Genomic DNA, 24,516 nt, shown 5'->3' with positions numbered 1-24,516 from the left:
CCAGCGGCCAGAGCCATGCTGAAGAAAGGTGGGCTCTACGCCCTCAAGGCCCTGTTGCAGCTGGCCCTGGCGCCGCAGGTCTGGCGATCCAGCACCGACCTGGCGACTGCTCTGGAGCTGCCCGCGCCGATGCTGGAGCAGCAGCTCCTGGGGCTGCGCCGCGCCGGGCTGCTCGAATCCCGCCGCGGTCGCCGCGGCGGTTTCCGTCTGGCTCTGCCAACAGAGGAAATCCCCCTGGCGGCCATTCTGGCGGCGGTCTCCGCCGACCCCAGCGAAGACCCCGCCTCCCTGGAGCTGCCCAAGGCCAGCGATCGGGTCGCGGCGGCCCTGGAGCAGCGCCTGCGCCGCGCCATGGAGCGGGAGCTGGGCCGCCTCACTCTGGCTGAACTGCTGTTCGATCTGCGCAGTGCCGAGGCTTCGATCGGGGAGGAGCAGGGCCTGCTGCTGGGTTGATCGGCTGATCTGACCCGTTGGGCTGATCGGCGTGGTGGGGGCGTTCGGCGTCGCCTTTGCCCTGGAGCAGGGGCAGATCGTGGCGGCGATGCTGCTGTCGGCCCTGCTGGTGGCCCTGATCCTGGCTGCAGCGGCCCTGCTCGCCCGGTGCCCTGGCAAGCCCAACCCCGGCTGAGCCCTCCCAGCGGAAGCCCGCAGCGGGCTCTCCATAGGATCAAGATCCCGCTCCGACCGGTTCCCTTGACCTCCGCCGCCGCGATTCCAGCCCCGCTGCACCTGCCGGCCGGAGGCTCCCTGCGGGGCACGGTGCGGGTGCCGGGCGACAAGTCGATCTCCCACCGGGCTCTGCTGTTCGGCGCCATCGCCGAGGGGGAGACCCGCATTGAGGGGTTGCTGCCCGCCGAGGATCCGCTCAGCACCGCCGATTGCCTGCGGGCCATGGGGGTGGAGGTCTCGCCGATCGAGGCCGGCCAGCCGGTGCTGGTGCAGGGGGTGGGGCTGGATGGGCTTCAGGAACCGGGCGATGTGCTCGAGTGCGGCAATTCCGGCACCACGATGCGGCTGATGCTGGGGCTGCTGGCGGGTCGCTGCGGCCGCCACTTCGTACTCAGCGGCGATCGTTCCCTGCGGGGTCGGCCGATGCGGCGTGTCGGGGAACCCCTGGCCGGCATGGGTGCCCAGATCCATGGCCGCAAGGGTGGCAACTTTGCGCCGTTGGCGGTGCTGGGTCAGCCCTTACGCGGCACCACCATCTACACCCCGGTGGCCTCGGCCCAGGTGAAGAGCGCCATCCTGCTGGCGGCCCTCACCGCCGAGGGTCCCACCACCGTGATCGAACCGGCCCAGTCGCGCGACCACAGCGAACGGATGCTGCGGGCCTTCGGCGCCCACCTGGTGGTGGGTGGCTCCGCCGCCAACGACGTGACCGTGACCCCAGGCCCGGCTCTGCGGGGGCAGAGCGTGGTGGTGCCTGGCGACATCAGCTCCGCGGCCTTCTGGCTGGTGGCTGCCGCCATCACCCCTGGAGCCGAGCTCACGGTCGAAAATGTGGGACTCAATCCCAGCCGCACCGGCATTCTTGAGGTGTTGCAGCAGATGGGTGCCGCCATCGAGGTGCGCCATGCCCGTGATGTGGCGGGCGAGCCGGTGGGGGATCTGCACGTCTGCCATGGGCCCCTGCAGGCGTTCGACATCGGCGGCGATCTGATTCCCCGTCTGGTGGATGAGATTCCGGTGCTGGCCGTCGCGGCCTGCTTTGCCGAGGGGGTCAGCCGCATCCGCGATGCCGAGGAGCTGCGGGTCAAGGAGACTGACCGGCTGGCGGTGATGGCTCGCCAGCTCGGCGCCATGGGCGCTCGCCTGGAGGAGTTCGCCGATGGCCTGGCGATCACGGGTCCCACCGTGCTGCGCGGCACCGGCGTGGACAGCGAGACCGACCACCGGGTGGCCATGAGCCTGGCGGTGGCGTCGTTGGTGGCAGAGGGTGCCACCAGCCTGGCGCGGCCCGAGGCGGCAGCCGTGTCCTATCCCGGCTTCTGGGACGATCTGGCTCGCCTGCGGGCCTGAGGTCCGTGGCCGCCTCAGCCACGAACCGCTCGGCCGGCTCCCTGCAAGACCTTTCCAGCAGCGCTCTCCAGTCCCGTTGCACGGCCGACGGCAGCTTCAGCCTCTACAGCACCGCCTTCCGTGAGGCGTTCCACAGCGCCGAGGGAGCCCTGGCCGAAGCCCTGGCCAAGTTCGTGGGGCCGGCCGATCTGAAGCGTTTCCCGGCCGGCCGGGAACTGCTGGTGGTCGAGTGCTGTGTGGGCACCGGCACCAACACTGCCGCCCTGATCGAGGCCGCCGCAGCTCAAGGCCTGCGGCTGCGCTGGTGGGGCCTGGAGCTGGATCCCGAACCGCTCGCCCTTGCCCTGGCCGACCCAGGCTTCCGCTCCCAGTGGCTGCCCTCCACCCTGGCAGTGCTGCAGACCCTTCACCGCCAAGTGGGTCAGGTTTTGGCCCCGCAGGATTCAGGTTGTCAGGGTTCGGGTCTGCTGGATCGGGCGGTTCTGGATCCTCCACCGCTGGATCCGGTGTTTCGCGGTTCGATGCTCTGGGGCGATGCGCGCCGCAGCCTGCCTCGCCTGGCCGTTGAGCTGGCCGGCCGCTGTGACCTGGTGCTGATGGATGCCTTCTCGCCAGCCCATTGCCCGCAGCTCTGGACGGAGGAGGTCTTAGTTGCGATGGCGAGCCTGTTGGCCCCCCAGGGGCGCTGGCTGAGTTACTGCTCGGCGGCGGCCGTGCGCCAGACCCTGCGTCGGGCTGGTCTTCAGTTGAGCACGATCCCATCGCCCCCGAATCCGGCGATGCCTGGCGCGGGTTCTGGCCGCCGCCGCTGGAGTGGGGGCACGGCCGCCAGTCCAGAGCCGCTGCCCCCATCCGACAGGTTGCGGCCGCTCACGCCGATGGAGTGGGAGCACCTCACAACCAGCGCCGGCCACCCCTACCGCGACCCGAGCGGCTGCTCCACCGCGGCCGCGATCCATCAGCGCCGCCAGCTGGAGCAGGCCATGGCGGGCGCTGAACCCAGCAGTGCCTGGCGCCGTCGCTGGGGCCTGGAGGGTCACCGCCGGTAGATTCCGCCGCAGATGCCGCCTTCACTGATGCTCGCCGTTGCCGTTCTGGCCGCCGGAAAGGGCACCCGCATGAAGAGCGACCGCCCCAAGGTGTTGCAGCCGCTGGCCGGCGCCACCCTGGTGGAGCGGGTGCTGCGCAGTTGCCGAACCCTGGAGCCTGAGCGGCAGCTGCTGATCGTGGGCCACCAGGCCGAGCGCGTCGAGCAGGAGCTGAGCCATCTGAACGGTCTGGAGTACGTGCTGCAGCAGCCGCAGAACGGCACCGGCCACGCCGTTCAGCAGTTGCTCGAGCCTCTGGCCGGTTTCAGCGGCGAGCTGCTGGTGTTGAACGGCGATGTGCCGCTGCTGCGGCCGGAGACCCTGGAGCAGCTGCTGGACCGCCATCGCCAGAGCGGCGCTGCCGTGACCCTGCTCACCGCCCGGCTCGACGATCCCACCGGATACGGCCGCGTCTTCGCCGATGCCGAGGGGCAGGTGAGCGCCATCGTGGAGCATCGCGATTGCAACCCGGCCCAGCGAGACACCGACCTGATCAATGGCGGCATCTACTGCTTCGACTGGCCAAAACTGGCGGCGGTGCTGCCCCTGCTCACTTCAGACAACGACCAGGGGGAGCTCTATCTCACCGACACGGTGGCTCTGTTGCAGCCGGCCTTCCATCTGGAGGTGAGCGATCCCGATGAGATCAACGGCGTCAACGACCGCCTGCAGCTCAGCCAGTGTGAAGCCGTGCTCCAGGACAGGCTGCGGCGCCACTGGATGGCCGAGGGGGTCACCTTCGTGGATCCACCCAGTTGCACCCTCAGCGATGGCAGCCGTTTCGGCCGCGACGTGGTGGTGGAACCGCAATGCCATTTCAGGGGCAGCAGCGTGATCGGCGATGGCTGCCGCATCGGTCCAGGCTGCCTGATCGAAGACTCTGAACTCGGTTGTGGCGTGGAGGTGCTCCACTCGGTGGTGCGCGGCGCTGTTGTCGCCGATGGCTGCGCGATCGGGCCCTTCGCCCAGCTCCGGGCCGGCAGCAACCTGGCGGCTGGCTGCCGCGTCGGCAACTTCGTGGAGATCAAGAACAGCGCGCTGGAGGCGGAGGTGAAGGTGAATCACCTCAGCTACATCGGCGATGCCGATCTCGGCTCCGGCGTGAATGTGGGTGCGGGCACGATCACCGCCAACTACGACGGCCTCCGCAAGCACCGCACCGTGATCGGGGCCGGTAGCAAGACCGGGGCGAACTCGGTGCTGGTGGCCCCGATCAATCTCGGGGAACGGGTCACGGTGGGGGCCGGCTCCACCCTTACCAAGGACGTACCCAGCGGTGCCCTGGCAATCGGCCGGGCCCGCCAGCTGATCAAGGAGAACTGGCCCGGTCCGGCCTGATCGCCAGGGGGTCACCATGTTGCTCTCCCTGCCCCTGCTGCTCTCGTTGCTGCTCTCCGCCGTGGTGATCACCGCGGCGGAGCAGCCCTATCAATGGCTGTCGGCGCAGGGATTCCGTCTGCAGCGGCTGTGGCCCCTGGGCGGGTCCGAGGCCCTGCCGTTCTGGCTGCCGCTGATCACCCTGGCGGGAACGCTGCTGTTCGTGCGGCTGGCCTGGGGTCCGCTGGCAAGGGGCCGAGGTGGGGGCCTCACGGGGTTGCTGCTGCTGCAGCGCCCGGCCCCCGAGGCGTCCGACGGCAGCTACTCCCGCGACGAAGGTGCGTATCTGGCCAGCCTGGATTGGCGGGTTCAGCTCGCACGGCTGCCGCTCCTGGCCCTCACCCATCTGGCTGGGTTGTCGGTGGGGACGGAATCCCCGTCTGCCGCCCTGGGCGCCTCCTGCCTCTTGGGCCTGCGCCGCTGGCTCACCCCACTTCGCCTGCTGCCCACCTCATTGCTGGTGGCGATCGGAGGAGCGGCCGGACTTGGCACCGCGTTCCGCTCCCCCTTGCTGGGGGTGGCCTATGGCCTCGAGGAGCTGAGCGCCGTCAAGGGTTTTCCGCTGGTTTTCCCGACCCTGTTGCTGGCGGGTCTCGGCACGGTGCTGTCCGAGGCCTTCGGCTCCGCCTCCGAGGCTCAGCCGGCCCGGCTGGCGGCGCTGGCCCAGCTGCCCCTGGGGCGGCTTCTGCCTCCTGCCCTCTGGCCCACCCTGCTGCTCACCACGCTGGTGATGGGTCTGCTCGGGGTGCTGTTCGTGCGCTTGCTGATTCCCTGCAGCGCCTGGGTGGCCGGCCTGCTGCGCAGCCACCCCTGGCGGGCGGCCCTGGCGCTGGCCACGGCCTTTGCCCTGCTGGCCCTCGCCAGCGGTGGTCTCAGCCTCAACGATGGCTCCCTCTCCCTCGGCCCGGGCCTGGCTGGTGACTCGTCCTCGCCGGTCTGGGCGGGCTTGCCCCGTCTGCTGGGTCCGTTGCTCAGCATTTCCGTGGGGGCACCGGGTGGCCTGATGCACGACACCATGAGCCTCGGTGCGGTGCTGATCGCCCCTTGGATCCAGGCCCTGCCAGCCGATCAGCAGGCGGCGGTTGCTGCGGTGGCGGCTGCGGCGCTGTTTAGCGGGGCCTGCCGCACCCCGTTGTTCTGTGGGGTGTTTGTGTTCACCCTGCAGGGTGATGCCCAGCTGTTGCCCTGGCTGCTGGTGGCCTCGGCCCTGGCTGCGGCGATCGGCGAGCGCTGGGGAGGCTCCACCTGGAACACCTGCCAGGTGGATCGGCTGCTCGCCTCTCGTCGTCAGCCGGGTTGAGCGCTCACAACGGGCTGAAGGCTTCGATCAGTTCCAGCTCTCCTGCTCCAGACACGGCAACAGCCGTTCCAGGGCCACGCCCCGACTCGCCTTGAGCAGCACCACATCGCCGGCGTTGAGCCAGCCCCGTAGCGGATCCATCGCTTCAATCGCCTCAGAGACGCGCGCCAGCCTGGGCAGAGACCGTGCCGCTTCGAGCATGGCCTCGCCTTCCGCGCCACCATCCACGATCACCAGTCCATCCAATCCCAGGGCCGCGGCGCGTTCGGCCACCTGACGGTGTAGGTCCAGGCTGCGATCACCCAGCTCCAGCATGGTGCCGAGCACGGCGAACCGGCGTCCCGGTTGGGATGCCAGCAGCTCCAGGGCCGCCAGCACCGCCTCCGGCGAGGCGTTGTAGGTCTCATCCAGCACGGTGAGGCCACCCATCTGCCGCCGCCGGTTGCGGCCGCCGGGCACGTCCACCTCCAGAGCCGTGAGGGCCTGGGGTTCCACGCCCAGCCGATCGGCCACGGCCAGCGCCAGCAGGAGGTTTCTGGCGTTGTGTTGTCCCTCCAGGGGCAGGCTCACCGACTCGATCCGGCCGTTGTGGTGCACCTCCAGGCGTCTGCCATCGTCGTTGAGATGACCGATCCAATCAGCCGGTGGAAGCGGTTCCGTAGCTGGGTCGCTGCTGAGGGCCACCCGCCAGACCGCGCCCGACCAGACTCTCGCCAACTCCGCCTCAAGCAGCGGATCCCCTGCCGGAATCACCAGCAGGCCGTCGGGTTTGAGGCCGAGGCAGATTTCACACTTGGCCTGGGCGATGGCCTCACGGCTGCCGAGGCGGCCGATATGGGCCGTGCCGATGTTGGTGATCACGGTCACATCGGGAGTGGCGCAGTGGCTGAGCCGTTCGATCTCACCCAGGCCGCGCATTCCCATCTCCACCACCAGGGCGGCTGTGGACGTGCGGGCCTTGAGCAGGGTGAGGGGCACGCCGATGTCGTTGTTCTCGTTGCCGCTGCTCGCCACCACCGGCCCCAAGGAGTCCAGGCAAGCGCGGATCAGCTCCCGGGTGGTGGTCTTGCCGGCTGAGCCGGTCACGGCCACCACGGGAGCCCGCAGTTGGTCGCGCCAGAGCCTTCCCAGCTGCTGATAAGCCAGCAGCGTGTCCGGCACGAGCCAGAGCGGGCGGCCGAGGTCGGCCATTTGCTGCTGCTGGGCTTCCGTGAGCCGATCGGCCTGGGCGATCGCTGCCGCAGCACCGCCGCCGGCCAGGGCCTGCTCCAGGAAGGCATGGCCATCGAAGGTCTCGCCCACCAGGGGCACGAACAGATCTCCCGGTTGGAGGCGGCGGCTGTCGGTGCAGATGGCATCGGGTTCGATACGCAGCTCCGTGCGCAGCTCCGTCAGCCCTGCCCCGGGCTGGACGTCCTGATGCTCCGCTGCTGCCCGCAGGGGCGCGCCCCAGAGCTCCTCCAGTTCACTCAGGCGGATTGCCATGGGGGCAGCAGGCCAGGATCGAGCAGGATCATGCCGGATCCGAGCCTGGCGGAGTGTCCCAGCAGGCGCCCATGGATGTCGCGCAGCTCCAGGCGTTCGAAGCCCTGGCCCTGGGCGCGCTCCCACCAGCGCTCGGCCAGCTGTTGCCGTTGCTCCGGCCGAAGCAGGCTGTAGGGCGCATCCAGCCGCAGGATCACGCTGCCGAGTTTCGGCTGCTCGATCAGCTCCAGCCAGGTGGCCGGTCCTTCGATCAGACCGTCGCCATCGGCGATGTAGCCGCTGTCCGCCTGACTGGCTCTGGTCGGTGAGTTCGTGGTCGCGGTGTCGGTGGGCTGTGGGTCAGCTGATTCGGTGATGTCCTCCGATTGGGGCAGCTCCTGATCCGTGCCGTTGGCTGTTGTTGTGCCCTTGGTGGCCTTGATCGTCGCGCTGGGCTGCTGGCTGTTGGTGTTGCGCTCGATCGGGGGCAGCTGGGCTTGGGTGCCTGGGCTTTCTCCACCACTGGTCAGCCGGGTGCCGTCCATCACCCCCTGGGCAGCAGGAGGCTGAGCCGCGGCAGGGCGACGCTGCAGGGTCCAGAACAGCAGGCCGCTGAGCGTCAGCGCCACCGCCAGAACCAGCGGCCAGAACAGGGGCGCAAGGTCGCGGGGCCAGGGCCCCGGTCGCGGCAGATCGCCGCTGTTGTTGCGCCTCAGGAGCTCCCGGGCCAACAGCCGCAGGCTGGCCGTAAGGGCGGTCAGGTCGCGGCCCAGCAGCCGCCACGGACTTTCGTAGACAACCGGCAGGGGGGCGGTGTTGGCGGGGCGAGACTCCAGGGTGACCGGTTCGCCCCGTTCCCATTCACCCATTGAGGCGGCGGCGCAGCAGGTTGAGCGGATTGCGGCTGCCACGCCCTTCCTGACTCAGGGAGGCATCCGGAGCGGGTGCCTGGCCACCCCGCAGACTGGGATCGGCATCCTGGCCCTGGGAGAAGCGCTCCACGTCCTCCGCCAGGGGGGTGGGTTCCTTGACGCCGCAGACATCGCGGTACATGACGTCGTATTCGAGGGCGGAGCGGCTCCAGCTCATGTCCTGGGTCATGCCGCGGCGCTGCAACTCCTCCCAGCTGCTCTGGTGGCGGTAGGCCTCCCAGGAGCGCACGATCGAGGTGAAGAAGTCGACCGGCTCGTAGCGATCGAAGCAGAAGCCCGTTCCCGTGCCGGCAATCGGATCGTGGGGCGGCACGGTATCCACCAGTCCGCCGACCCGGCGCACCACCGGCACCGAGCCGTAGCGCATCGCCAGCATCTGGCTGATGCCGCAGGGTTCGAAGCGGCTGGGCATCAGGAAGGCATCGCTGCCGCCGTAGATCAGCCGTGACAGGGCATCGTCGTAGGTGAGAAACACGGCGAAGCGGCCCGGATGGCGGGCCGCCATCTGCCACAGCCCCGATTCATAACCGCGATCGCCGGTGCCGAGCACCACGATCTGGCTGTCGGTGTAGGCGAGCACCCGGTCTGCCACCTGCAGCAGCAGATCCACCCCCTTCTGATCCACCAGCCGGCTGACCATGCCCATCAGGTAGGTGCGCGGGCTCAGGCTGAGACCCATGCGTTCCTGGAGCGCCCGCTTGTTGCGCGCCCGAGGGCTCAGATCGGTCGGCGTGAAGGTGGCCGGCAGGGTGGGATCGGTCGCCGGATTCCAGTCTTCCGTGTCGATGCCATTGAGAATGCCGCGCAGCTTGCCGCTGATGTAATTGAGCAGCCCGTCGAGGTGTTCGCCGTACTGGGGGGTGCGGATCTCAATCGCATAGGTGGGTGAGACGGCATTCACCCGATCGGCATAAAGCAGCGCCGCCGCCATGGTGTGATCGCCCTGCATGTACCAGGGGCACCAGGTCATCCGCTCCAGCTTCCAGCGCCAGGCACCCTGGTACTTGAGGTTGTGGATGGTGAAGACCGTGCTGATCTCGGGGTCCTGATGCATCCACACCGGGATCATGCCGGTGTGCCAATCGTGGCAGTGCAGCACCTGCGGCTTCCAACCGCCGTTCCAGGCGAATTCTGCGGTGGCGCTGGCGAAGAAGGTGAAGCGCCAATCCTCATCCTCACCGCCATAGATCCGCTCCGGATCGAACACCGGATGACCCACCAGATAGATCGGCAGCCCGTTGGTGGGGTGGCGGGTTTCGAACACCGAGAAATCGGTGCCCATCGTGTGTCCACGCCAGATCGGTTCGTCTGGAATTGACAGAAGACTCCAGAGCTTGCCGTAACCCGGCATGATGATGCGCACGTCATGGCCAAGCGCAGCCAGGGCAGGGGACAGGGAGCCCACTACGTCCCCCATGCCGCCCACTTTGATCATGGGCGCGCATTCTGCGGCGGCGAACAACACCCGCATCGAAATCCTGCCAGAGGTGGCGGCATATTACGGGCGCTTTCCACAGAGCCATGCCAACGGACTGCCCCGTTCAGCCTGGTCAGTCCTGTCGGCTCGGCACCGTCACGGCAGGACCGTGACGGGGGTTCCCAGCTGGACCAGGTTGTACAGCGCCTGCACGTGCTCGTCGTACAGGCGAACGCAGCCGTGCGATACCGCCTGCCCGACGCTGGCGCGGTTGGGCGTGCCATGGAAGCCGGCGGTGACGCACCCCTGCACCACCAGGTGCTCCTGACCGTTGAAGCCGCGGCGGCCCTTGCAGTCGCGGTAGAAGCCGATCCAGCGGCTGCCGAGGGGGTTGGCCGGTCCGGGGGGAATCAGGCGGCCGTTGGCCGGGTGCTGCCAGACCGGATTGGTCCGCAGCTCCATCACCTCGAACCGGCCCACGGGGGTTTCCCAGCCCGGCATGCCGACCGCCACCGGAAAGCGCCGGATTTCCTGGCCGTTCTCGAGCACCAGCAGGCGTCGCTGGCGGCGATCCAGCACCAGCTCCCGTCCACCGGGGGCCTCGTCTGAGGCTGGGGTGGCCACGGCCACGCCCTGCTTGGTGTCAACCAGCTGGCTGCCGGCACTGGTCTGAGTGCTGGCATGGGCGTCAGGAGCAATCAGTCCCGCTGCCAGCCCCAGGGTGATCAGTCCAGCCAGGGCGGTCTGGCGCAGCCCGCGGCAGATGGGATCCGCCTTTTGGAACGGCTGGAACCGCTTGTCCGGCATCGGCCGTGACCACAACAGCGGTTCAGGTAGCGGTTCGGATCGGTGGGCGGGGCGCACGAGCTGGAGCAGATCCGATGGCAGTGATCCACCTTCAAGGTAGCCAGGCTGAGGAGGAGAAGTCGGGCTCGCGTTTTTCAAGGAAGGCATTGCGACCCTCCTGGCCCTCATCGGTTCGGTAGAAGAGATGGGTGGCCTGACCCGCCAGTTCCTGCAGGCCCGCCAGCCCGTCGGTTTCGGCATTGAAGGCGGCCTTGAGGCAGCGGATCGCCGTGGGGCTGTGGCGCAGCACCTGGCGGGCCCAGCTCACTCCCTCGGCCTCCAACTGCTCCAGGGGCACCACCTGATTCACCAACCCCATCGCCAGGGCCTCCTGGGCGTTGTATTGCCTGCAGAGAAACCAGATCTCGCGGGCCTTGCGTTGCCCCACCACCCGGGCCAGGTAGCCGGCGCCGAAACCGCCGTCGAAGCTGCCGACCCGGGGCCCGGTCTGGCCGAACACCGCGTTCTCCGCCGCCAGACTCAGATCACAGAGCAGATGCAGCACCTGGCCGCCGCCGATGGCGTAGCCGGCGACCAGGGCAATCACCACCTTGGGCAGGCTGCGGATCAGCCGTTGCAGGTCGAGCACATTGAGGCGAGGCAGGCCCGTCTCATCCAGGTAACCGCCGTCACCCCGCACGCTCTGGTCGCCGCCGGCGCAGAAGGCCCAACCGCCATCGGCCGCCGGACCGGCACCGGTGAACAGCACCACGCCGATACGGGGGTTGTCGCGCACCCGCGAAAAGGCGTCGCAGAGCTCCTGCACCGTGCGGGGCCGGAAGGCGTTGCGTTTATGGGGACGATCAATCGTGATGCGGGCGATTCCCTCCTCACTGATCTCGAAGCGGATGTCCTCATACGACCCGGTGCTCTGCCAGATCACCGGCTGGGGGGGCGTGCTCAAGAGGGATCGGGTCGTGCTGCCGCCATTGTGCGCAAGTGCTGGCGCCGGCTGGCATCGGCGCGGCGGTCGGTCCGCAACCGCACCAGGGCCATCGGGAGTTGAAGGGCCCAGGCCAGGGTTTCCTCCAGGGTGCTCCAACTGTTGATCGAACGGGCCGGGACTCCGTGGGCGGCGGCCAGGGCACAGGGATCGACCGCCTGCGGCATGGCGAACAGACGCTCGAAATCGAGCAGTGCCTCGTCGCTGGGTCGAATCGAGAGCTGCTCGAAGATGCCGCCGCCGCCGTTGTCGATCAGCAGCACCGTGAGCCGGCCGCGCAGCTGCTGCTGCCAGAGCCAGCCGTTGCAGTCGTGCAGCAGGGCCAGATCACCGCAGACCAGCACCGCCGCCCCCAGGGCTTCGGCGATGCCGCAGGCGAGCGAGAGGGTGCCGTCGATGCCGGAGGCGCCGCGGAAGGAGAACACGGGGCGGTGCGGGGCGCATGATGACCCGAAGCTCTCCCAGTCCCGCACGGGGCTGCTGTTGGCCAGAAGCAGCGGCAGATCGGCCGGCAGCCGCTGACTCAACCATCGGGCCAGGCCCGGTTCGTTGAGCCCGGCGGAAGGGTCTGGCTGCAGCTTCTGATCCAGCCACGTCTGCATCGCCTGTTCTGCCTGGTGCCATTGCCTCCCCAGGGCCAGGCAGTCGGGCGCCGGGGAGCCCGATCGCCAGGCCGGTGGGGCGGAGGCCAGCCAGGAGACCAACCCCCCATCCCACTGCAGGGCTCCGGTGCCGAGCGGATCCAGGGGCCGTGGTTCCGCTTCGCTGATCAGTACCTGCCGCTGGTGGCCAGTGCCCAGCCACTGCTGCAACCGTCGGCTGGCCGGCAGTGGACCCAGCCGCAGCACCTGCAAGGGCTGCCCTTGAGGGCTGGCCAGATCGGTCGGGCCCAGCAGCAGGTCGGGGTGGCACAACAGCAGGTCGGGGTGGCACAACAGCAGGTCGGGGTGGCACAACAGCAGGTCGTAGCTGCAGATCAGTTCCAGACCAGGACAGCCACGCAGGCTGGAGAGCGCATCGGCCAGCACCGGCCAGCCGCTGCGCCGTTGCCACTGGCGCAGGGCCTCCAGGAAGGCAGGAAAGGCTGCCATCGGCCCGCGCCAGGGTCCCGCCACCACCACTCCGGGGAGGTCGGGATCCAGGTGGGGTGCATCGCCAGGTGAACCGGCCAAAGGGCTGGAGTGGGTGGCCGCTGGCTGGGCAGGTTGTCCTAAGGGCTCGGCACGTTGCCCGACGGGCTGATCAGGAGGCTCAGGATTGAACGGGTGTGCAACGGATGGATCGAGGAGCTCTGAAGACGCTCGATTGGGTGTTTCTGGAAGGCTTGCCGCCGCCAGAGCCAGCAGGTCGGTGGCGTTGCCGTGCAGGGGTTCGCTGAAGGGCAGATTCAGATGCACCGGTCCTGATGGAGCAGGGGATCCGGCGGTGGCGGCCATGGCCTGCCACGCCAGGTTGCGCAGCGATGTCTCGCTGGCATCGGCCAGTCCCTCGGGCGGGCCTTCTCCATACCAGCGGCAGTTGGCGCGCAGAAAATCCTGCTGGTTCACGGTCTGATTGGCACCGCATCCCTTCAGGGCGACGGGACGGTCGGCCGTGAGCAGCAGCAGGGGGATGGCGCCGTAGTCGGCCTCCACCACGGCCGGCAGCAGATTCGCCACCGCCGTGCCGGAGGTGGTGACCACCGCGGCGGCCCGACCCTCGGCACGACCTAATCCGAGGGCGAAGAAGGCTGCCGAGCGCTCGTCGATCGCGGTGTGCAGCCGCAGGCCCCGTTGCTGTTGCAGCCCTGCGGCCACTGCCAGAGGACCGGAGCGGCTGCCGGGACACAACACCACATGCTGCAGGCCAGCCCTCTGCAGCTCCGCCAGCAGGGTGAGGGCCGCCTGCAGGTTGCATTGGGCCGCGGCCGCCACTGGCGTTGCCTCCGTTGGTCAAGATGGGCCGATCATCCTCACCGGCCGGCCCGCCCCCGACGATTCGCGATGCCGAGCAACGAGTCCACCTCCCCGATGGCAGCCGAGGGCGCGAGCTGGTGGCAGGCCGTGCGGCGCCAGTTGCAGTCGCTGCTGCTGTGGCTGGTGCTGGCCCTGCTGCTGCGTTGGTGGGTGCTGGAACCGCGCTGGATTCCCTCCGGCTCGATGCTGCCCACCCTGCAGCTGGAGGATCGGGTGCTGGTGGAGAAGCTGCGCGCCCGGCTGGATCTGCCCCTGCCCCTGGGCACGATCGTGGTATTCCATCCCCCCAGCCCTCTGATCGCGGCGGGTTACGACCCCAGGGCTGCCCTGATCAAGCGGATCGTGGCCGAACCTGGCGATCGGGTGGAGGTGCGGCAGGGCCGCCTCTGGCGCAACGGCGAACCCGTTTCCCTCGATTGGGCTCCTGAGCTGATCGATTACGACCTGGAACCCCTCACCGTGCCTGCGGGACATCATTTCGTGCTGGGCGATAACCGCAACAGCAGCCTCGATTCCCACCTCTGGGGAAGCTTGCCGGATGACTGCCTGATCGGCTCGGCCCTGTGGCGGTACTGGCCGTTGCAACGCTTCGGATCGTTGCCGCGATTGCCGTCCGCTGATCTCGATGGTGCTAACGAACACTTGGGTTAGGGTGCAGGCGTGTTCCAGAGCACCCCGGAGGGAGATGTTCAACCCGGAGTTCCTGAAGACCGATACCGAAGCGATCAGCAGCAATTCGCTGATTCAGTACCTGCAGGAACAATCCCCGGATGTGCTCCAGCGCGTGGCGCGCTCGGCCAGCCCGGATATGCAGGAAATCATTCGCCACAATGTGCAGGGTCTGCTCGGAATGTTGCCGGGTGAACAGTTTGAGGTGAAGATCCAGGCCAGCCGTGACAATCTCGCCGGTCTTCTGGCCTCCGCGATGATGACGGGCTATTTCCTTCGCCAGATGGAGCAGCGCATGGAACTGGATTCCTCCCTGATCGGCATCGGCGGCCTTGACGACGACGACGAAGCCTGCCCAGGCGAACTGAAGCTCTGAACTGACAGTTCTGATCCCAGATCAGGGATTTTCTGGAACCAGCCCCAGGCGCAGCAATTGCCGGTCGATGCTGGCGAGCACTTCCCATCCGCCGCTATCCGGTGCCCAGCTGCGCTGCTCAAGCTGGCTGGCCAATCCTTCCAGATCGGAGCCGTGACAGGGCACCGGGGCGTCGTAGTGGGCAGGGATCAACCACCGCATCTCGCCCCAGCGGCCCAGCTGGACCAGCCAGTCCACCAGCGCCTGACGGCAGCGCGGAAATACCAGCCGCTCCAGCACCGGGGCAACCTGCAGGCTCTGGCCGCCCCGCAGGGTCTCGAAGTCCTGCTCCCAGCCCGGCTGCCAGCGGAAGGGATAGAAGCCGAAGTGAGCCCGCTTCTGGCGAAGACCTGCCGCGAGGCTGTGGCCGAGCACCTGCGCCAGGGGCGGTACGGCCACACTGGCGGGCCTGAGGTAGGACGCGAACAGCACCAGCCGCTTCCAGCCGCGCTGCCGCTGGGCCGGGCTGTCGACCAGGGGCTCTTCAGCCCGTTCACGGGCGTGGAAGAGCAGTGGCGTCGGGTCGGCGTCGAACAGCTGCGGTGGCTGATCCCCGATGCTCACCAGGGCGTCGGTGATCAGCACGCTGCCGCTGGCGCGGTGCAGGCAGGCCACCTCCTGGAAGGTTCCCAGACCGAGATTGAGTGGACCGAGGCTGCACCACTCCAGCTCACCGGGATGGGGATAGCCCTCGCTGCCGAGGATGTGGGTGCGCCTGGCAGGAAATCCCAGCCAGCTCAGGGGCAGATTCAGCGGAAAGCTCCACTGACTTGAACTGACCCACACCTGCGCCTTGGGAAAGGCGCGGGCCATGGCCGGAACCGGCAGTTTGTGCTCGAGGCCGGAGCTGGTGGGCAGCACGATCGTGCAGACCGGTCCGTGGATCTGCTCCAGGGCAGCCAGGTGGCGCCGTACTTCTGGCGTTGGTGCCACCGGCGCGTAGAGCAGGAGTCCCTGCTGCAGCCGCAGCACCGTCATCCGGATCGGCACGGCCACGTAGTAGATCCCCTGCAGTTGCTCGAAGCTCCACACCTGATCGGCGATCAGTTCTCGCACCACGGTGCGACGTTGGCCGTAGGGGTAGAGGGGCAGCAGGGGCCACCAGGGCCAGCGCTGATCTGCCAGAGACTCAGGCGCCATCATCGTGGCTGGGATTGGTGGCGGCGGTGGGCCAGCAGTCCATGGCGAGGCGCGAACAGCAGGGCCATCAGGAAGAGGCCTGTCTGCCACAGCACGATGCAGCCGGCCGTGGAGGCATCGAACCAATAGCTGGCATAGATCCCCAGCAGGCTGGCCAGGGAGGCACTGGCCATGGCCAGCCAGCACATCCGGTCGAATCGATCGGTGAGCAGATAGGCGGTGGCCCCAGGGGTGACGAGCATGGCCACCACCAGGATGATGCCCACGGTCTGCAGCCCGGCCACCGCCGCCAGCGACAGCATCGACAGCAGCAGGTAGTGGAGCACTCCGGTGCGGATGCCGATCGAGCGGGCGTGGGTCGGATCGAAGCAGAACAGCACCAGATCGCGGCGGAACACAAGCAACACCGCCAGCACGATCAGGGAGATCACCAGGGTCTGGGTCACGTCCTCCGGCGAGATTCCCAGGACGTTGCCGAAGAGAATGTGGGTGAGATCGATCGTGCTGCGCACCTTCGAGACCAGCGTGATTCCCAGGGCAAAGAATCCGGTGAACACCAGGCCGATCACCGTGTCCTCCTTCACCCGTGTCTTCTGCTTGATGAAACCGATCGAGGCCACCGAGCCCACACCGAACACAAAGGCACCGAGGGCGTAGGGCAGCCCCAGGGCGTAGGCAATCACCACGCCCGGCATCACGGCGTGGGATACGGCATCCCCCATCAGGGCCCAGCCCTTGAGGGTCATGAAGCAGGAGAGCATGCCGCAGACGCTTGCCACCAAAAGGCTCACCAGCAGCGCCTTGACCATGAAGTCGTGGCGCAGGGGCTCCAGCAACAGGGTGGCGAGATCCATCTCAGCAGCCCTCGCCACCAGTGGCGGCCGGTCCCATCACGGGCACCTCGCCACCGAAGGTGCGGGCCAGATTCTCGGGTGTGAACACCTCGGATGTTTCGCCGTAGGCCAGCACGGTCTTGTTGATCAGCACCACCTGATCGCAGAAGCTGCGCACGTGGGCCATGTCGTGCGTCGAAATCAGGATCGAGCGACCTTCCTGGCGGAACTGCAGCAGCAGATCAACGATCAGTTTTTCGGTGCGGATGTCGACCCCATTGAAGGGTTCATCCAACAGCAGCACCGAGGCGCCCTGAGCGAGGGCACGGGCCAGAAAGGCCCGCTTGCGTTGTCCGCCGGAGAGCGAACCGATCTGGCGGTGGCGCAGGGCCCACAGCTCCACACGCTCGAGGGCATGACGCACGGCGGCATGGTCGGAGGAACGGGGGATGCGCAGCAGGTTCATGGCGCCATAGCGCCCCATCATCACGACGTTCTCCACACTCACCGGGAAGTCCCAGTCGACCATCTCGCTCTGGGGCACGTAGGCCACGGCGTGCTGGCGCTGCGCATCCTGAACCCCCAGTCCATTGACGCGGATGCGTCCGCAGGAGGGTTGGATGAAGCCCATCAAGGCCTTGAACAGGGTGGATTTGCCAGCCCCATTCATGCCAACCAGACCACAGATACTGCCGGCAGGTAGCACCAGGCTGGCTCCGTGCAGAGCAACGCTTCCGTGATAATCCACACTGACGTTCTCCACCTCCAGCCGCAGGCCTGACCGGAGCTGGCCTGCCGTGCTGTGATCGGCACCCCAGGCGGCGTCAGTCATTCGTGAGCCCCTTCACGATCAGATCGACGTTGTGTCGCTGCAACTTCAACAGGCTAGGCGCGGGACCTGTGGGATCCGAGAGCGAATCGACGTAGAACGTACCGCCGAAGCGGGCTCCACTGGCCGCCGCTAACTGGCGCATGCTTTTGTCGCTGACGGTGCTTTCGCAGAACACCGCCGGGACCTTCCGGCGACGCACTTCGTCGGTGAGACGGGCCTGTCGCCGAGGGGTGGCTTCCCCTTCACCGTTCACTGGCCAGAGGTAGCCCTCCTGCAATCCGTAGTCGCGGGCGAGATAGCTGAACGCTCCCTCGCAGGTCACCAGCATCCGCTGGTTGGGCGGCACCCTCGCCAGGGAGCGACGCAGATCCTGATCGAGCTGGGCGAGCTTCTGCTTGTAGGCCTCGGCATTACGGCGGTAGGTGGCGGCTCCGGCCGGATCCAGGTCGATGAAGGCGTCCCGGATCGTGTCCACATAGTGCTGGGCACGGCTGGGCGACATCCAGGCATGGGGATTGGGCACGCCTGGGCCTGTGCTGCCGGTGGACTCCAGTCCATCGCTGCGAATCGGCAGAGGATCCATACCCTCGGTCACCACGACCCGTCGTGCTCCCTGGATGGTGTCGGTGAAACGCTGGGCCCAGCGCTCCAGATTGAAGCCGTTTTCCAGGACCATCACCGCACCCTGGGCGCGGCGCAGATCGCTGGGCGTGGGCTCGTAGTGATGGATTTCGCTCCCCACCTTGGTGATCGAGGCCACCTCCAGTCGATCTCCGGCCACGTTGCGGGCCATGTCCGCCAGCACCGTGAAGGTGGTGAGCACCAAGGGACGCCCCTCGGATGCTGAGGGTGAGCCTGCTGAAACCTGATCCCGTGGCGACACCGTGGGAGGAGCGGAGCACCCCGCCGTGACCAGCAGAAGGGGGAGCGCGATCAGGGCCAGGCCGGCTCGCCTGGGCCATCTGGTCTGGTCAGCGTGGTGTCGATGGACGAAGCACGGGGATGGCACGGTGGAACAGAAAGCCGGAAAGCTGGCCGGCATAACCAGAAAGAGCCTAGGCACCCTGGCGGGCAGACCCCGCCGCTGAACCAGCGACGGGCAGGCATCAGAAAGCCCCGCAGGAGTAACCCTGCAGGGCTGTGGATCGAATCGAGACGCTTCCGCTGGGATCGTGGGATCAGCGTGGCGAAGCGGCCCCCTGGGATCAACCGATGGTGGGTGCCGTCAGGGCCACAGGTGCGGCACTGCTGGCTGCCAGGTCGAGCGGGAAGTTGTGCGCATTGCGCTCATGCATCACTTCCATGCCCAGACCAGCGCGGTTGAGGATGTCGGCCCAGGTGTTCACGACCCGGCCCTGGCCATCCAGGATCGACTGGTTGAAGTTGAAACCGTTCAGGTTGAAGGCCATCGTGCTCACGCCCAGGGAGGTGAACCAGATGCCGACCACCGGCCAGGCGGCCAGGAAGAAGTGGAGGCTGCGGCTGTTGTTGAAGGAGGCGTATTGGAAGATCAGGCGACCGAAGTAACCGTGGGCAGCCACGATGTTGTAGGTCTCTTCCTCCTGGCCGAACTTGTAGCCGTAGTTCTGGCTCTCGCTCTCAGTGGTTTCACGCACCAGCGACGAGGTCACCAGGGAGCCGTGCATGGCGGAGAACAGGCTGCCGCCGAACACACCGGCCACCCCCAGCATGTGGAAGGGGTGCATCAGGATGTTGTGCTCAGCCTGGAACACCAGCATGAAGTTGAAGGTGCCCGAGATGCCGAGCGGCATGCCATCGGAGAAGGAGCCCTGACCGAAGGGATAGATCAGGAACACGGCGAAGGCTGCCGACAGCGGAGCGCTGTAGGCGACGCAGATCCAGGGACGCATGCCGAGGCGGTAGGAGAGTTCCCACTGCCGGCCCATGTAGGCGGAGATGCCGATCAGGAAGTGGAACACCACCAGCTGATAGGGACCGCCGTTGTACAGCCACTCATCGAGGCTGGCGGCTTCCCAGATGGGGTAGAAGTGCAGGCCGATGGCGTTGCTGGAGGGAACAACAGCACCGGAGATGATGTTGTTGCCGTAGATCAGCGAGCCGGCGACCGGCTCACGGATACCGTCGATGTCGACGGCAGGGGCGGCGATGAACGCCACCACATAGCAGATGGTGGCGGCCAGCAGGCAGGGGATCATCAGCACACCGAACCAACCCACGTAGATGCGGTTGTTGGTGGAGGTGACCCACTCACAGAAGCTTTCCCAGCTTCCGCTGCGGCCGCTGCGGACGGCAGTGGTCATGGATGAAGAGGACGGATGGGATGGAGGTATGGGGTCCGCTTGTGCGCTGCGTTTGTGCACTGCGCTGGTGCACTGAGAGCTGCCGATGCTATGGGGAGACCATGGGCCGGGCAACGTCTGGCGACACAGCGGCAACCCGCAACCGCTCCAGGGAACATCAGCCGGGGAAACCCGGAATGCAACCGAAGCGATCAGCCGACGGGATGATCCCGAACGGTTAGAAAAACGTTACGTGAACTGATTAGAGAGCGCTGGCGATTCGCTGCCTGGGAAATACATTGTTTCGTTGCTTCAGGTTGCTTTACTTCAGAAGTAACGATCCTGTTACATCTGTTCAGGTCGAGGCCTGCGGCAGAGCTGGTACGGCGCCGTTGATGCGGTTGGACTGTTCCTGCACCCAGTTGCGACCTTGCTGCAGGAAGGCTGCCCAATCGAGTTTCTCGGCCTCGGCGGCCCGGGCGACCAGCAGCGGTGCCTGGCGCTTGATCCGTTCCAGATCAGGGGCGGCCACTCCGGCGGTCAGGGCCAGCATGTCGGCCATGGCATGGCCCACGACCCGCGTCAGGTAAGCCGCGCTGACTGCCTGCACCGTGCCACCGATCAACCAGGTGGCTCCATGCAGCTTGATCGCGGCGGCCAGGGCCTGGGTGCTCCACTCCACCACGCCCTGGGCCAGGGCTGCCTTGCCCAGCTCCAGGGCCGCGTCGCGCAACTGTGCCATCGACCAGGAGCAGCCCCAGAGGCGCGCCATCTCCTGCAGCATCAGGCCGTTGGCCACCGCCAGCACCAGCAGATCCAGGCTGGGCACCGGAGCGGCGAAGACCCCCGCCGCCACGATCCACTGGGTGCGCTGCTGCAGCTGGATCCAGCGCTGGCGGCGCAGCTGTTCCAGGTCGGCCTGCCAGCGGCGATGCAGCAGGCGCAGGCTGCGCAGCCGGGCGTCACGACGGAGCTGCAACGGTCGCTGCCGCAGATCCAGCGCCAGCGGTTCCAGGGCAGCCGCGAGAGTCTCGCTCGACCCATCCCAGAACAGAACCCGCGCCGCCTGCCCCGCAGGCAGCTGGGCGGCCAGCTCCTGGCGCATGCGCTGCGCCGACCCGTCTTGCACGGACCCGTGGAACGTGGCCAGCAGCCACAGACAGGGACAGTCGTCCAGGCCTTCCAGCCAACGGAGATCCGCGGCGCTGAGGGGCAGCCGCAGGTGGTAAAGGAGCACATCACAGCGCTCGAACAGGGTTGGCCAGCGCCAGTCCGGGCTGCTCGCCGGCAGAGGCCGGGCCCAGTGCAACGCCAGGGCGGCCCGACCCCGCAGGGCGTCACGCATCGGCGTCATCGCGGTGGCTTCCGGAAGTTGAACCCCCACCAGCGCCAGGCTCAGGCCGGGCTCCTCCTGGCTGGAGCGCCACTCCTGCAGTTCGCGCCGTCGTTCCTGCTGCCGAGGCCCCTCCGCCCCTTCCAGCTGGCCGAACTGCTCCATCAGGCCTTCGCAGCGCTGCAGCAATCCCCTCGCGGTGGCCGGCAGTCTGGCGGTGACCGTCCCCCTGCCGGAGAGCCAGACCAGGCCAGCGGCGGCGGCGGCGGCCGGCAGCGCCGCTGCCATCAGCCCATGGCCGACATGGCCGAGCAGATCGCTGACCAGCCAGCCGCTCCCTGCCACGACTACCACGGGCAACCAGGGCCCTCGACGCAGCAGACGCCGCACCGCTGGACCCAGAGCTGAAGGATCGGTCGCCGGTTCGGTTGCCGCTGAATCCGTGGCGGCACCAGGAGCCGCTGGGCTGGGGTGGTCTGGGCTGGTCACGAAGGAACGGCTGGGACCCGAACATGCCGAATCTCTAGCTCAGCCGCCTCCGGATCAGCCGCCCGTAGCGCCGGCCACCATCGCTGGCTTCTGTGAGCACCGTGTTCTGTGGATTTGCCAATAGGTTTGGGAGCCACGCGCATCGAGATCCGGACATGGCCGTCGGGGCGGGGTCCGACAATCGCGGGCAGGTGCAGCGGGTCCTGTTGATCGCCCTGGCGGTCAACGTGGTCATGAGCCTGCTGAAGCTGGCGGTCGGACTGTTCACGGGGTCTCTGGCGGTGCTGGCGGATGCCATGCACAGCGCCACCGATGGCCTCTCCAGCCTGCTGGGCCTGTTCACCAACGGTCTCTCCGATCCTCGCCCCGATCGGGATCATCCCTATGGCCACCACAAATACGAGGCTGTCGGCGCCCTGGCGATCGCCGCCTTCATCCTGTTCGCGGCCTTCGAGATCCTGCAGACGGCCGTGCAGCGGATCAGTGTCGGTCTGACCCCGCTGCGGGTGGATGCGCCGGAGCTGCTGCTGCTGCTGCTGGCCCTGGGTTTCAACATTCTCCTCTCTGGTTACGAACACGGCGAAGGACGCAGACTCGGCAGCCGGCTGCTGATCGCCGACGCCCTGCACACCCGCAGCGACATCTGGACAACCCTCGTGGTGCTGGTCGGCCTTTGCGGTGCGGTGTTCCTGCGTCAGAGTTGGTTGGATGTGGCGCTGGCGATCCCGCTCTGCGTGCTGCTGGTCAAGGTGTGCTGGTCGGTGATCACCACGAATCTCCCCTGGCTGGTGGACCAGATCGCGATCGCTCCGGAAGCCATCCATGCCGTGGCGATGGCCGTACCCGGAGTGCTGAATTGCCACGACATCGCCAGTCGTGGTGTGCTCGGTCAGCAGGTGTTCATCGACATGCACCTCGTCGTGTCGGCCAACGATCTGCCCACCGCCCATCGCATCACTGAGTTGGTGGAGGAACACCTGGAGGAGCGTTTCGGCCCGGTGCGTTGCACCATCCACCTTGAGCCCCCGGAATACGCCAGTGCGGAGATCACCTTCCGAGGAACCCATGGCTGATCTGCTGCCTGGGAATCCACCGCTGCTGCGGCCGAGCCAGATGGCGCTGGTGAATCGCCTGATTGCCGACCTGCGCGCCGCTCCCGCCTGGCATGGTCAGCTGCCGGTACTGCTGCTGGACCGCTGTTGGTTGCGGCTCGAGGTGGTTCCGGTCGAATCCCTGGCGACGGCCCTGCCTCCCGATGGCAGCGGCGAGGCTCCTGAGCTCGCGCGATTCCGCCAGCTGCGGGCAGAGGGCCTGGAGGACTGGGCCGCACAGCTGCAGTGCTGGGAGGAGTTTGACCTCCTGCCGTTCCAGCAGGCCTTGCGGCGCTACTGGAGCCGGCAGACGCACGGTGATGACGGCTGGACCCTGCCGGCCTACCTGGAGTTGTTGCGCTGCTACCGCCACAGCCTCGAGTGTGGTGTTCCTCACCTGCCCCTGCTGGTCCTGCCCCGCCAAGGCAGCGGTGAGACCCACCGTCTGCACTGGCTGCAACGACCGTTCGCCTCCACCTGTCCGTCGATGCGGCACACTTGCGCCTGACTCAGGGCTGCGGCAATGGCCGACGACACCACCCCCTCCATCTCCAAGGACCGGCACGACGCACCCAGCCGTGGTGGCCGCCCCGGTCCCAACCGTGAGCCCGGTGGTTTTCGCATCCGCCTGAGTGACAACGAGATGCGCTCGGCCCGGGCTCTGCAGGAGGCCTTCGGTCTGCGCTCCACCGTGGCCGTGCTGGGCTTTGCGGTGCGCAGCCTGGGCCAGATGCTGGACCAGGGTCAGCTCGATGCCCTGCTGGCCGAGCACCGCGCCCAGGGTGATGCCCGGCCATCGGGTGATTCCCGCCCAACGCGCCGCAACGAGATTCGTCGTGGCGAAGGCCGTCCGGCACCAGCGGCCCGGGCCAACCCCTTTGCCCGTCCGGCCCGCCCCGCCGCGACGCCGATCGAAGAGGAGGTGGCTCCTGCCGAAGCCCCGGCTGACGATCAGCCGATCAGCTCTGAGACCGACAGCAGCGAATCCACCGATTCGGAACCAGCCACACCTGAAGCGACAGCTTCTGAAGTGGCCGCCGCCGCCGGCTGACTGCGATGGCTCGGCCACGGGTTCTCTCCGGTGTCCAACCCACCGGTGCCTTGCATCTGGGCAACTGGCTCGGCGCGATCCGCAACTGGGTCGGCCTGCAGGACAGCCACGACACCTTCTTCTGTGTTGTGGACCTGCACGCGATCACCGTGCCCCACGACCCGGCCAGGCTTGCTGAGGACACCCTCACCACAGCGGCGCTCTACCTGGCCTGCGGCATCGATCCGCAGCGTTCGACGGTGTTCGTCCAGAGCCACGTGGCGGCCCACAGCGAGCTCTGCTGGCTGCTGAACTGCGTCACCCCGCTGAACTGGCTGGAGCGGATGATCCAGTTCAAGGAGAAGGCGGTCAAGCAGGGCGACAACGTCTCCGCCGGTCTGCTGGATTACCCGGTGCTGATGGCGGCGGACATCCTTCTCTATGACGCTGACCTGGTGCCGGTTGGCGAGGATCAGAAGCAGCACCTCGAGCTGGCCCGTGACATTGCCCAACAGCGGATCAACAGCCGCTTCGGCAGTGAGGAGGCGCCGCTGCTGCGGGTGCCTGAACCGCTGATCCTCCAGGACGGGGCCCGGGTGATGAGCCTCACCGATGGCCGCAGCAAGATGAGCAAGAGCGATCCCAACGAGGGCTCTCGCATCACCCTGCTCGACCCCCCCGAGCTGGTGACCAGAAAGATCAAGCGTGCCAAGACCGATCCCACCATGGGCCTCGAGTTCGGCAACCCCGAGCGTCCAGAAGCCGACAACCTCTTGGGCCTGTATGCGGTTCTGAGTGGCCTGGGGCGCGAGGCGGCCACAGCCCAGTGCGCCTCCATGGGATGGGGCACCTTCAAGCCACTGCTGGCCGAAACGGTGGTGGAGGCCCTGCGTCCGGTTCAGGAGCGTTACCGCGATCTGCGCAGCGACCCGAGCCAGTTGCAGCAGGTTCTGGAGCTGGGCAGAGAGCGGGCCGAGGCCGTGGCCAGCACCACCCTCCAGCGCCTGCGCGACGCGCTGGGCTTTTATCCACGCTCATAGGTCGATCAGTCGTTGCGGGTGTGGATCGTCATCAATTGTGAT

General features: G+C 67.5%; 24 protein-coding genes. 12 read left to right on the top strand and 12 right to left on the bottom strand.

The features are described 5' to 3' along the window. Positions 1–15: 15 nt before the first annotated feature. The 6 genes from VB777_RS07795 (at position 16) to VB777_RS07770 (ending at position 5,784) form a co-directional block, all read left to right on the top strand. On the top strand, positions 16–453 hold the full coding sequence (locus VB777_RS07795) for an Rrf2 family transcriptional regulator (protein WP_197155152.1): 438 nt from the start codon (positions 16–18) through the stop codon (positions 451–453). 31 nt (positions 454–484) lie between these two features. Further along, a complete protein-coding gene (locus tag VB777_RS07790; protein WP_323248107.1) occupies positions 485–628 on the top strand; it encodes a hypothetical protein in 144 nt (47 codons plus the stop codon). A 65-nt stretch (positions 629–693) separates the two neighbouring features. Next, positions 694–2,019 carry a 3-phosphoshikimate 1-carboxyvinyltransferase gene (gene aroA, locus VB777_RS07785; RefSeq protein ID WP_197170130.1) on the top strand — a complete coding sequence of 442 codons (1,326 nt, stop codon included), beginning with the start codon at positions 694–696 and terminating at the stop codon, positions 2,017–2,019. Between the two features lie 5 nt (positions 2,020–2,024). Next, positions 2,025–3,068 carry an MnmC family methyltransferase gene (locus VB777_RS07780; protein ID WP_323248105.1) on the top strand — a complete coding sequence of 348 codons (1,044 nt, stop codon included), beginning with the start codon at positions 2,025–2,027 and terminating at the stop codon, positions 3,066–3,068. 27 nt (positions 3,069–3,095) lie between these two features. Next, positions 3,096–4,445: a bifunctional UDP-N-acetylglucosamine diphosphorylase/glucosamine-1-phosphate N-acetyltransferase GlmU gene (gene glmU / locus VB777_RS07775; protein WP_323248103.1), complete on the top strand. Its 1,350-nt coding sequence runs from the start codon at positions 3,096–3,098 to the stop codon at positions 4,443–4,445. A 16-nt stretch (positions 4,446–4,461) separates the two neighbouring features. Beyond that, on the top strand, positions 4,462–5,784 hold the full coding sequence (locus VB777_RS07770) for a chloride channel protein (protein ID WP_323248101.1): 1,323 nt from the start codon (positions 4,462–4,464) through the stop codon (positions 5,782–5,784). Between the two features lie 27 nt (positions 5,785–5,811). Here VB777_RS07770 and VB777_RS07765 read toward each other — a convergent pair whose 3' ends face one another. From VB777_RS07765 to menD, 6 genes are all read right to left on the bottom strand, one after another. Continuing rightward, positions 5,812–7,269: a UDP-N-acetylmuramoyl-tripeptide--D-alanyl-D-alanine ligase gene (locus tag VB777_RS07765; RefSeq protein WP_322757016.1), complete on the bottom strand. Its 1,458-nt coding sequence runs from the start codon at positions 7,267–7,269 to the stop codon at positions 5,812–5,814. Further along, on the bottom strand, positions 7,254–8,117 hold the full coding sequence (locus VB777_RS07760) for a hypothetical protein (RefSeq protein WP_323248099.1): 864 nt from the start codon (positions 8,115–8,117) through the stop codon (positions 7,254–7,256). Before VB777_RS07760 ends, VB777_RS07765 begins: the two co-directional genes overlap by 16 nt. Beyond that, positions 8,110–9,651, bottom strand: coding sequence for a glycogen synthase GlgA (glgA, locus tag VB777_RS07755; RefSeq protein WP_323248097.1), 1,542 nt, complete (start codon positions 9,649–9,651; stop codon positions 8,110–8,112). Before glgA ends, VB777_RS07760 begins: the two co-directional genes overlap by 8 nt. Positions 9,652–9,753: 102 nt before the next feature. Continuing rightward, positions 9,754–10,404, bottom strand: coding sequence for a L,D-transpeptidase family protein (locus VB777_RS07750; RefSeq protein ID WP_323248094.1), 651 nt, complete (start codon positions 10,402–10,404; stop codon positions 9,754–9,756). A 91-nt stretch (positions 10,405–10,495) separates the two neighbouring features. Further along, positions 10,496–11,347, bottom strand: a complete 852-nt coding sequence (gene menB, locus VB777_RS07745) for a 1,4-dihydroxy-2-naphthoyl-CoA synthase (RefSeq protein ID WP_231597876.1) — start codon at positions 11,345–11,347, stop codon at positions 10,496–10,498. Continuing rightward, positions 11,344–13,299 carry a 2-succinyl-5-enolpyruvyl-6-hydroxy-3-cyclohexene-1-carboxylic-acid synthase gene (gene menD, locus VB777_RS07740; protein WP_323248091.1) on the bottom strand — a complete coding sequence of 652 codons (1,956 nt, stop codon included), beginning with the start codon at positions 13,297–13,299 and terminating at the stop codon, positions 11,344–11,346. The genes menB and menD overlap by 4 nt, the downstream gene beginning before the upstream one ends. Before the next feature lie 96 nt (positions 13,300–13,395). Between menD and lepB the strand changes: the two genes are divergently transcribed. Both lepB and VB777_RS07730 read left to right on the top strand, forming a co-directional pair. Continuing rightward, positions 13,396–13,992, top strand: coding sequence for a signal peptidase I (gene lepB / locus VB777_RS07735; RefSeq protein WP_322758829.1), 597 nt, complete (start codon positions 13,396–13,398; stop codon positions 13,990–13,992). A 34-nt stretch (positions 13,993–14,026) separates the two neighbouring features. Further along, positions 14,027–14,386 (top strand): DUF760 domain-containing protein, encoded by a 360-nt coding sequence (locus VB777_RS07730; RefSeq protein WP_197155164.1) that lies wholly within the window; start codon positions 14,027–14,029, stop codon positions 14,384–14,386. Between the two features lie 21 nt (positions 14,387–14,407). On the opposite strand, the gene VB777_RS07725 is transcribed toward VB777_RS07730, so the two are convergent. The 6 genes from VB777_RS07725 to VB777_RS07700 form a co-directional block, all read right to left on the bottom strand. After that, the gene (locus tag VB777_RS07725) at positions 14,408–15,568 is read right to left on the bottom strand and encodes a DUF4336 domain-containing protein (protein WP_416238323.1); all 1,161 of its coding nucleotides are present in this window, start codon (positions 15,566–15,568) and stop codon (positions 14,408–14,410) included. Next, positions 15,565–16,419 (bottom strand): metal ABC transporter permease, encoded by an 855-nt coding sequence (locus VB777_RS07720; protein ID WP_197155166.1) that lies wholly within the window; start codon positions 16,417–16,419, stop codon positions 15,565–15,567. The genes VB777_RS07725 and VB777_RS07720 overlap by 4 nt, the downstream gene beginning before the upstream one ends. 1 nt (position 16,420) lies before the next feature. Further along, complete coding sequence (locus VB777_RS07715; RefSeq protein WP_197155167.1) at positions 16,421–17,230, bottom strand: metal ABC transporter ATP-binding protein; 810 nt, start codon at positions 17,228–17,230, stop codon at positions 16,421–16,423. Beyond that, positions 17,223–18,053 (bottom strand): metal ABC transporter substrate-binding protein, encoded by an 831-nt coding sequence (locus VB777_RS07710; RefSeq protein ID WP_322758828.1) that lies wholly within the window; start codon positions 18,051–18,053, stop codon positions 17,223–17,225. The genes VB777_RS07715 and VB777_RS07710 overlap by 8 nt, the downstream gene beginning before the upstream one ends. A gap of 382 nt (positions 18,054–18,435) precedes the next feature. Beyond that, complete coding sequence (gene psbA, locus VB777_RS07705; RefSeq protein WP_197155171.1) at positions 18,436–19,512, bottom strand: photosystem II q(b) protein; 1,077 nt, start codon at positions 19,510–19,512, stop codon at positions 18,436–18,438. A gap of 334 nt (positions 19,513–19,846) precedes the next feature. Next, a complete protein-coding gene (locus VB777_RS07700) occupies positions 19,847–21,313 on the bottom strand; it encodes a YcjF family protein (protein ID WP_323248087.1) in 1,467 nt (488 codons plus the stop codon). Positions 21,314–21,468: 155 nt separating this feature from the next. On the opposite strand from VB777_RS07700, the gene VB777_RS07695 reads away from it, so the two are divergent. Genes VB777_RS07695 through trpS form a run of 4 tightly spaced genes read left to right on the top strand, consistent with a single transcriptional unit; the run spans position 21,469 to position 24,474 of the window. Next, a complete protein-coding gene (locus VB777_RS07695; protein ID WP_322757009.1) occupies positions 21,469–22,386 on the top strand; it encodes a cation diffusion facilitator family transporter in 918 nt (305 codons plus the stop codon). Further along, complete coding sequence (locus VB777_RS07690; protein WP_323248084.1) at positions 22,379–22,912, top strand: hypothetical protein; 534 nt, start codon at positions 22,379–22,381, stop codon at positions 22,910–22,912. Before VB777_RS07695 ends, VB777_RS07690 begins: the two co-directional genes overlap by 8 nt. Before the next feature lie 15 nt (positions 22,913–22,927). Beyond that, the gene (locus VB777_RS07685; RefSeq protein ID WP_323248082.1) at positions 22,928–23,455 is read left to right on the top strand and encodes a hypothetical protein; all 528 of its coding nucleotides are present in this window, start codon (positions 22,928–22,930) and stop codon (positions 23,453–23,455) included. Positions 23,456–23,460: 5 nt separating this feature from the next. After that, positions 23,461–24,474, top strand: coding sequence for a tryptophan--tRNA ligase (gene trpS, locus VB777_RS07680; protein WP_323248080.1), 1,014 nt, complete (start codon positions 23,461–23,463; stop codon positions 24,472–24,474). The last annotated feature ends 42 nt before the right edge of the window (positions 24,475–24,516 follow it).

It is taken from the genome of Synechococcus sp. CCY9202, assembly GCF_034931685.1.
GTDB lineage: Bacteria > Cyanobacteriota > Cyanobacteriia > PCC-6307 > Cyanobiaceae > CBW1002.
This window is presented reverse-complemented; position numbering and strand designations above follow the sequence as displayed.

Excerpts from the sequence above, each read along its gene's own strand:
- VB777_RS07795 (WP_197155152.1), top strand. The coding sequence starts at position 16 with ATGCTGAAGAAAGGTGGGCTCTACGCCCTCAAGGCCCTGTTGCAGCTG.
- glmU (WP_323248103.1), top strand. The coding sequence starts at position 3,096 with ATGCTCGCCGTTGCCGTTCTGGCCGCCGGAAAGGGCACCCGCATGAAG.
- VB777_RS07770 (WP_323248101.1), top strand. The coding sequence starts at position 4,462 with ATGTTGCTCTCCCTGCCCCTGCTGCTCTCGTTGCTGCTCTCCGCCGTG.
- VB777_RS07765 (WP_322757016.1), bottom strand. The coding sequence starts at position 7,269 with ATGGCAATCCGCCTGAGTGAACTGGAGGAGCTCTGGGGCGCGCCCCTG.
- VB777_RS07760 (WP_323248099.1), bottom strand. The coding sequence starts at position 8,117 with ATGGGTGAATGGGAACGGGGCGAACCGGTCACCCTGGAGTCTCGCCCC.
- glgA (WP_323248097.1), bottom strand. The coding sequence starts at position 9,651 with ATGCGGGTGTTGTTCGCCGCCGCAGAATGCGCGCCCATGATCAAAGTG.
- VB777_RS07750 (WP_323248094.1), bottom strand. The coding sequence starts at position 10,404 with ATGCCGGACAAGCGGTTCCAGCCGTTCCAAAAGGCGGATCCCATCTGC.
- lepB (WP_322758829.1), top strand. The coding sequence starts at position 13,396 with ATGGCAGCCGAGGGCGCGAGCTGGTGGCAGGCCGTGCGGCGCCAGTTG.
- VB777_RS07730 (WP_197155164.1), top strand. The coding sequence starts at position 14,027 with ATGTTCAACCCGGAGTTCCTGAAGACCGATACCGAAGCGATCAGCAGC.
- VB777_RS07725 (WP_416238323.1), bottom strand. The coding sequence starts at position 15,568 with ATGATGGCGCCTGAGTCTCTGGCAGATCAGCGCTGGCCCTGGTGGCCC.
- VB777_RS07720 (WP_197155166.1), bottom strand. The coding sequence starts at position 16,419 with ATGGATCTCGCCACCCTGTTGCTGGAGCCCCTGCGCCACGACTTCATG.
- VB777_RS07715 (WP_197155167.1), bottom strand. The coding sequence starts at position 17,230 with ATGACTGACGCCGCCTGGGGTGCCGATCACAGCACGGCAGGCCAGCTC.
- psbA (WP_197155171.1), bottom strand. The coding sequence starts at position 19,512 with ATGACCACTGCCGTCCGCAGCGGCCGCAGCGGAAGCTGGGAAAGCTTC.
- VB777_RS07695 (WP_322757009.1), top strand. The coding sequence starts at position 21,469 with ATGGCCGTCGGGGCGGGGTCCGACAATCGCGGGCAGGTGCAGCGGGTC.
- VB777_RS07690 (WP_323248084.1), top strand. The coding sequence starts at position 22,379 with ATGGCTGATCTGCTGCCTGGGAATCCACCGCTGCTGCGGCCGAGCCAG.
- VB777_RS07685 (WP_323248082.1), top strand. The coding sequence starts at position 22,928 with ATGGCCGACGACACCACCCCCTCCATCTCCAAGGACCGGCACGACGCA.
- trpS (WP_323248080.1), top strand. The coding sequence starts at position 23,461 with ATGGCTCGGCCACGGGTTCTCTCCGGTGTCCAACCCACCGGTGCCTTG.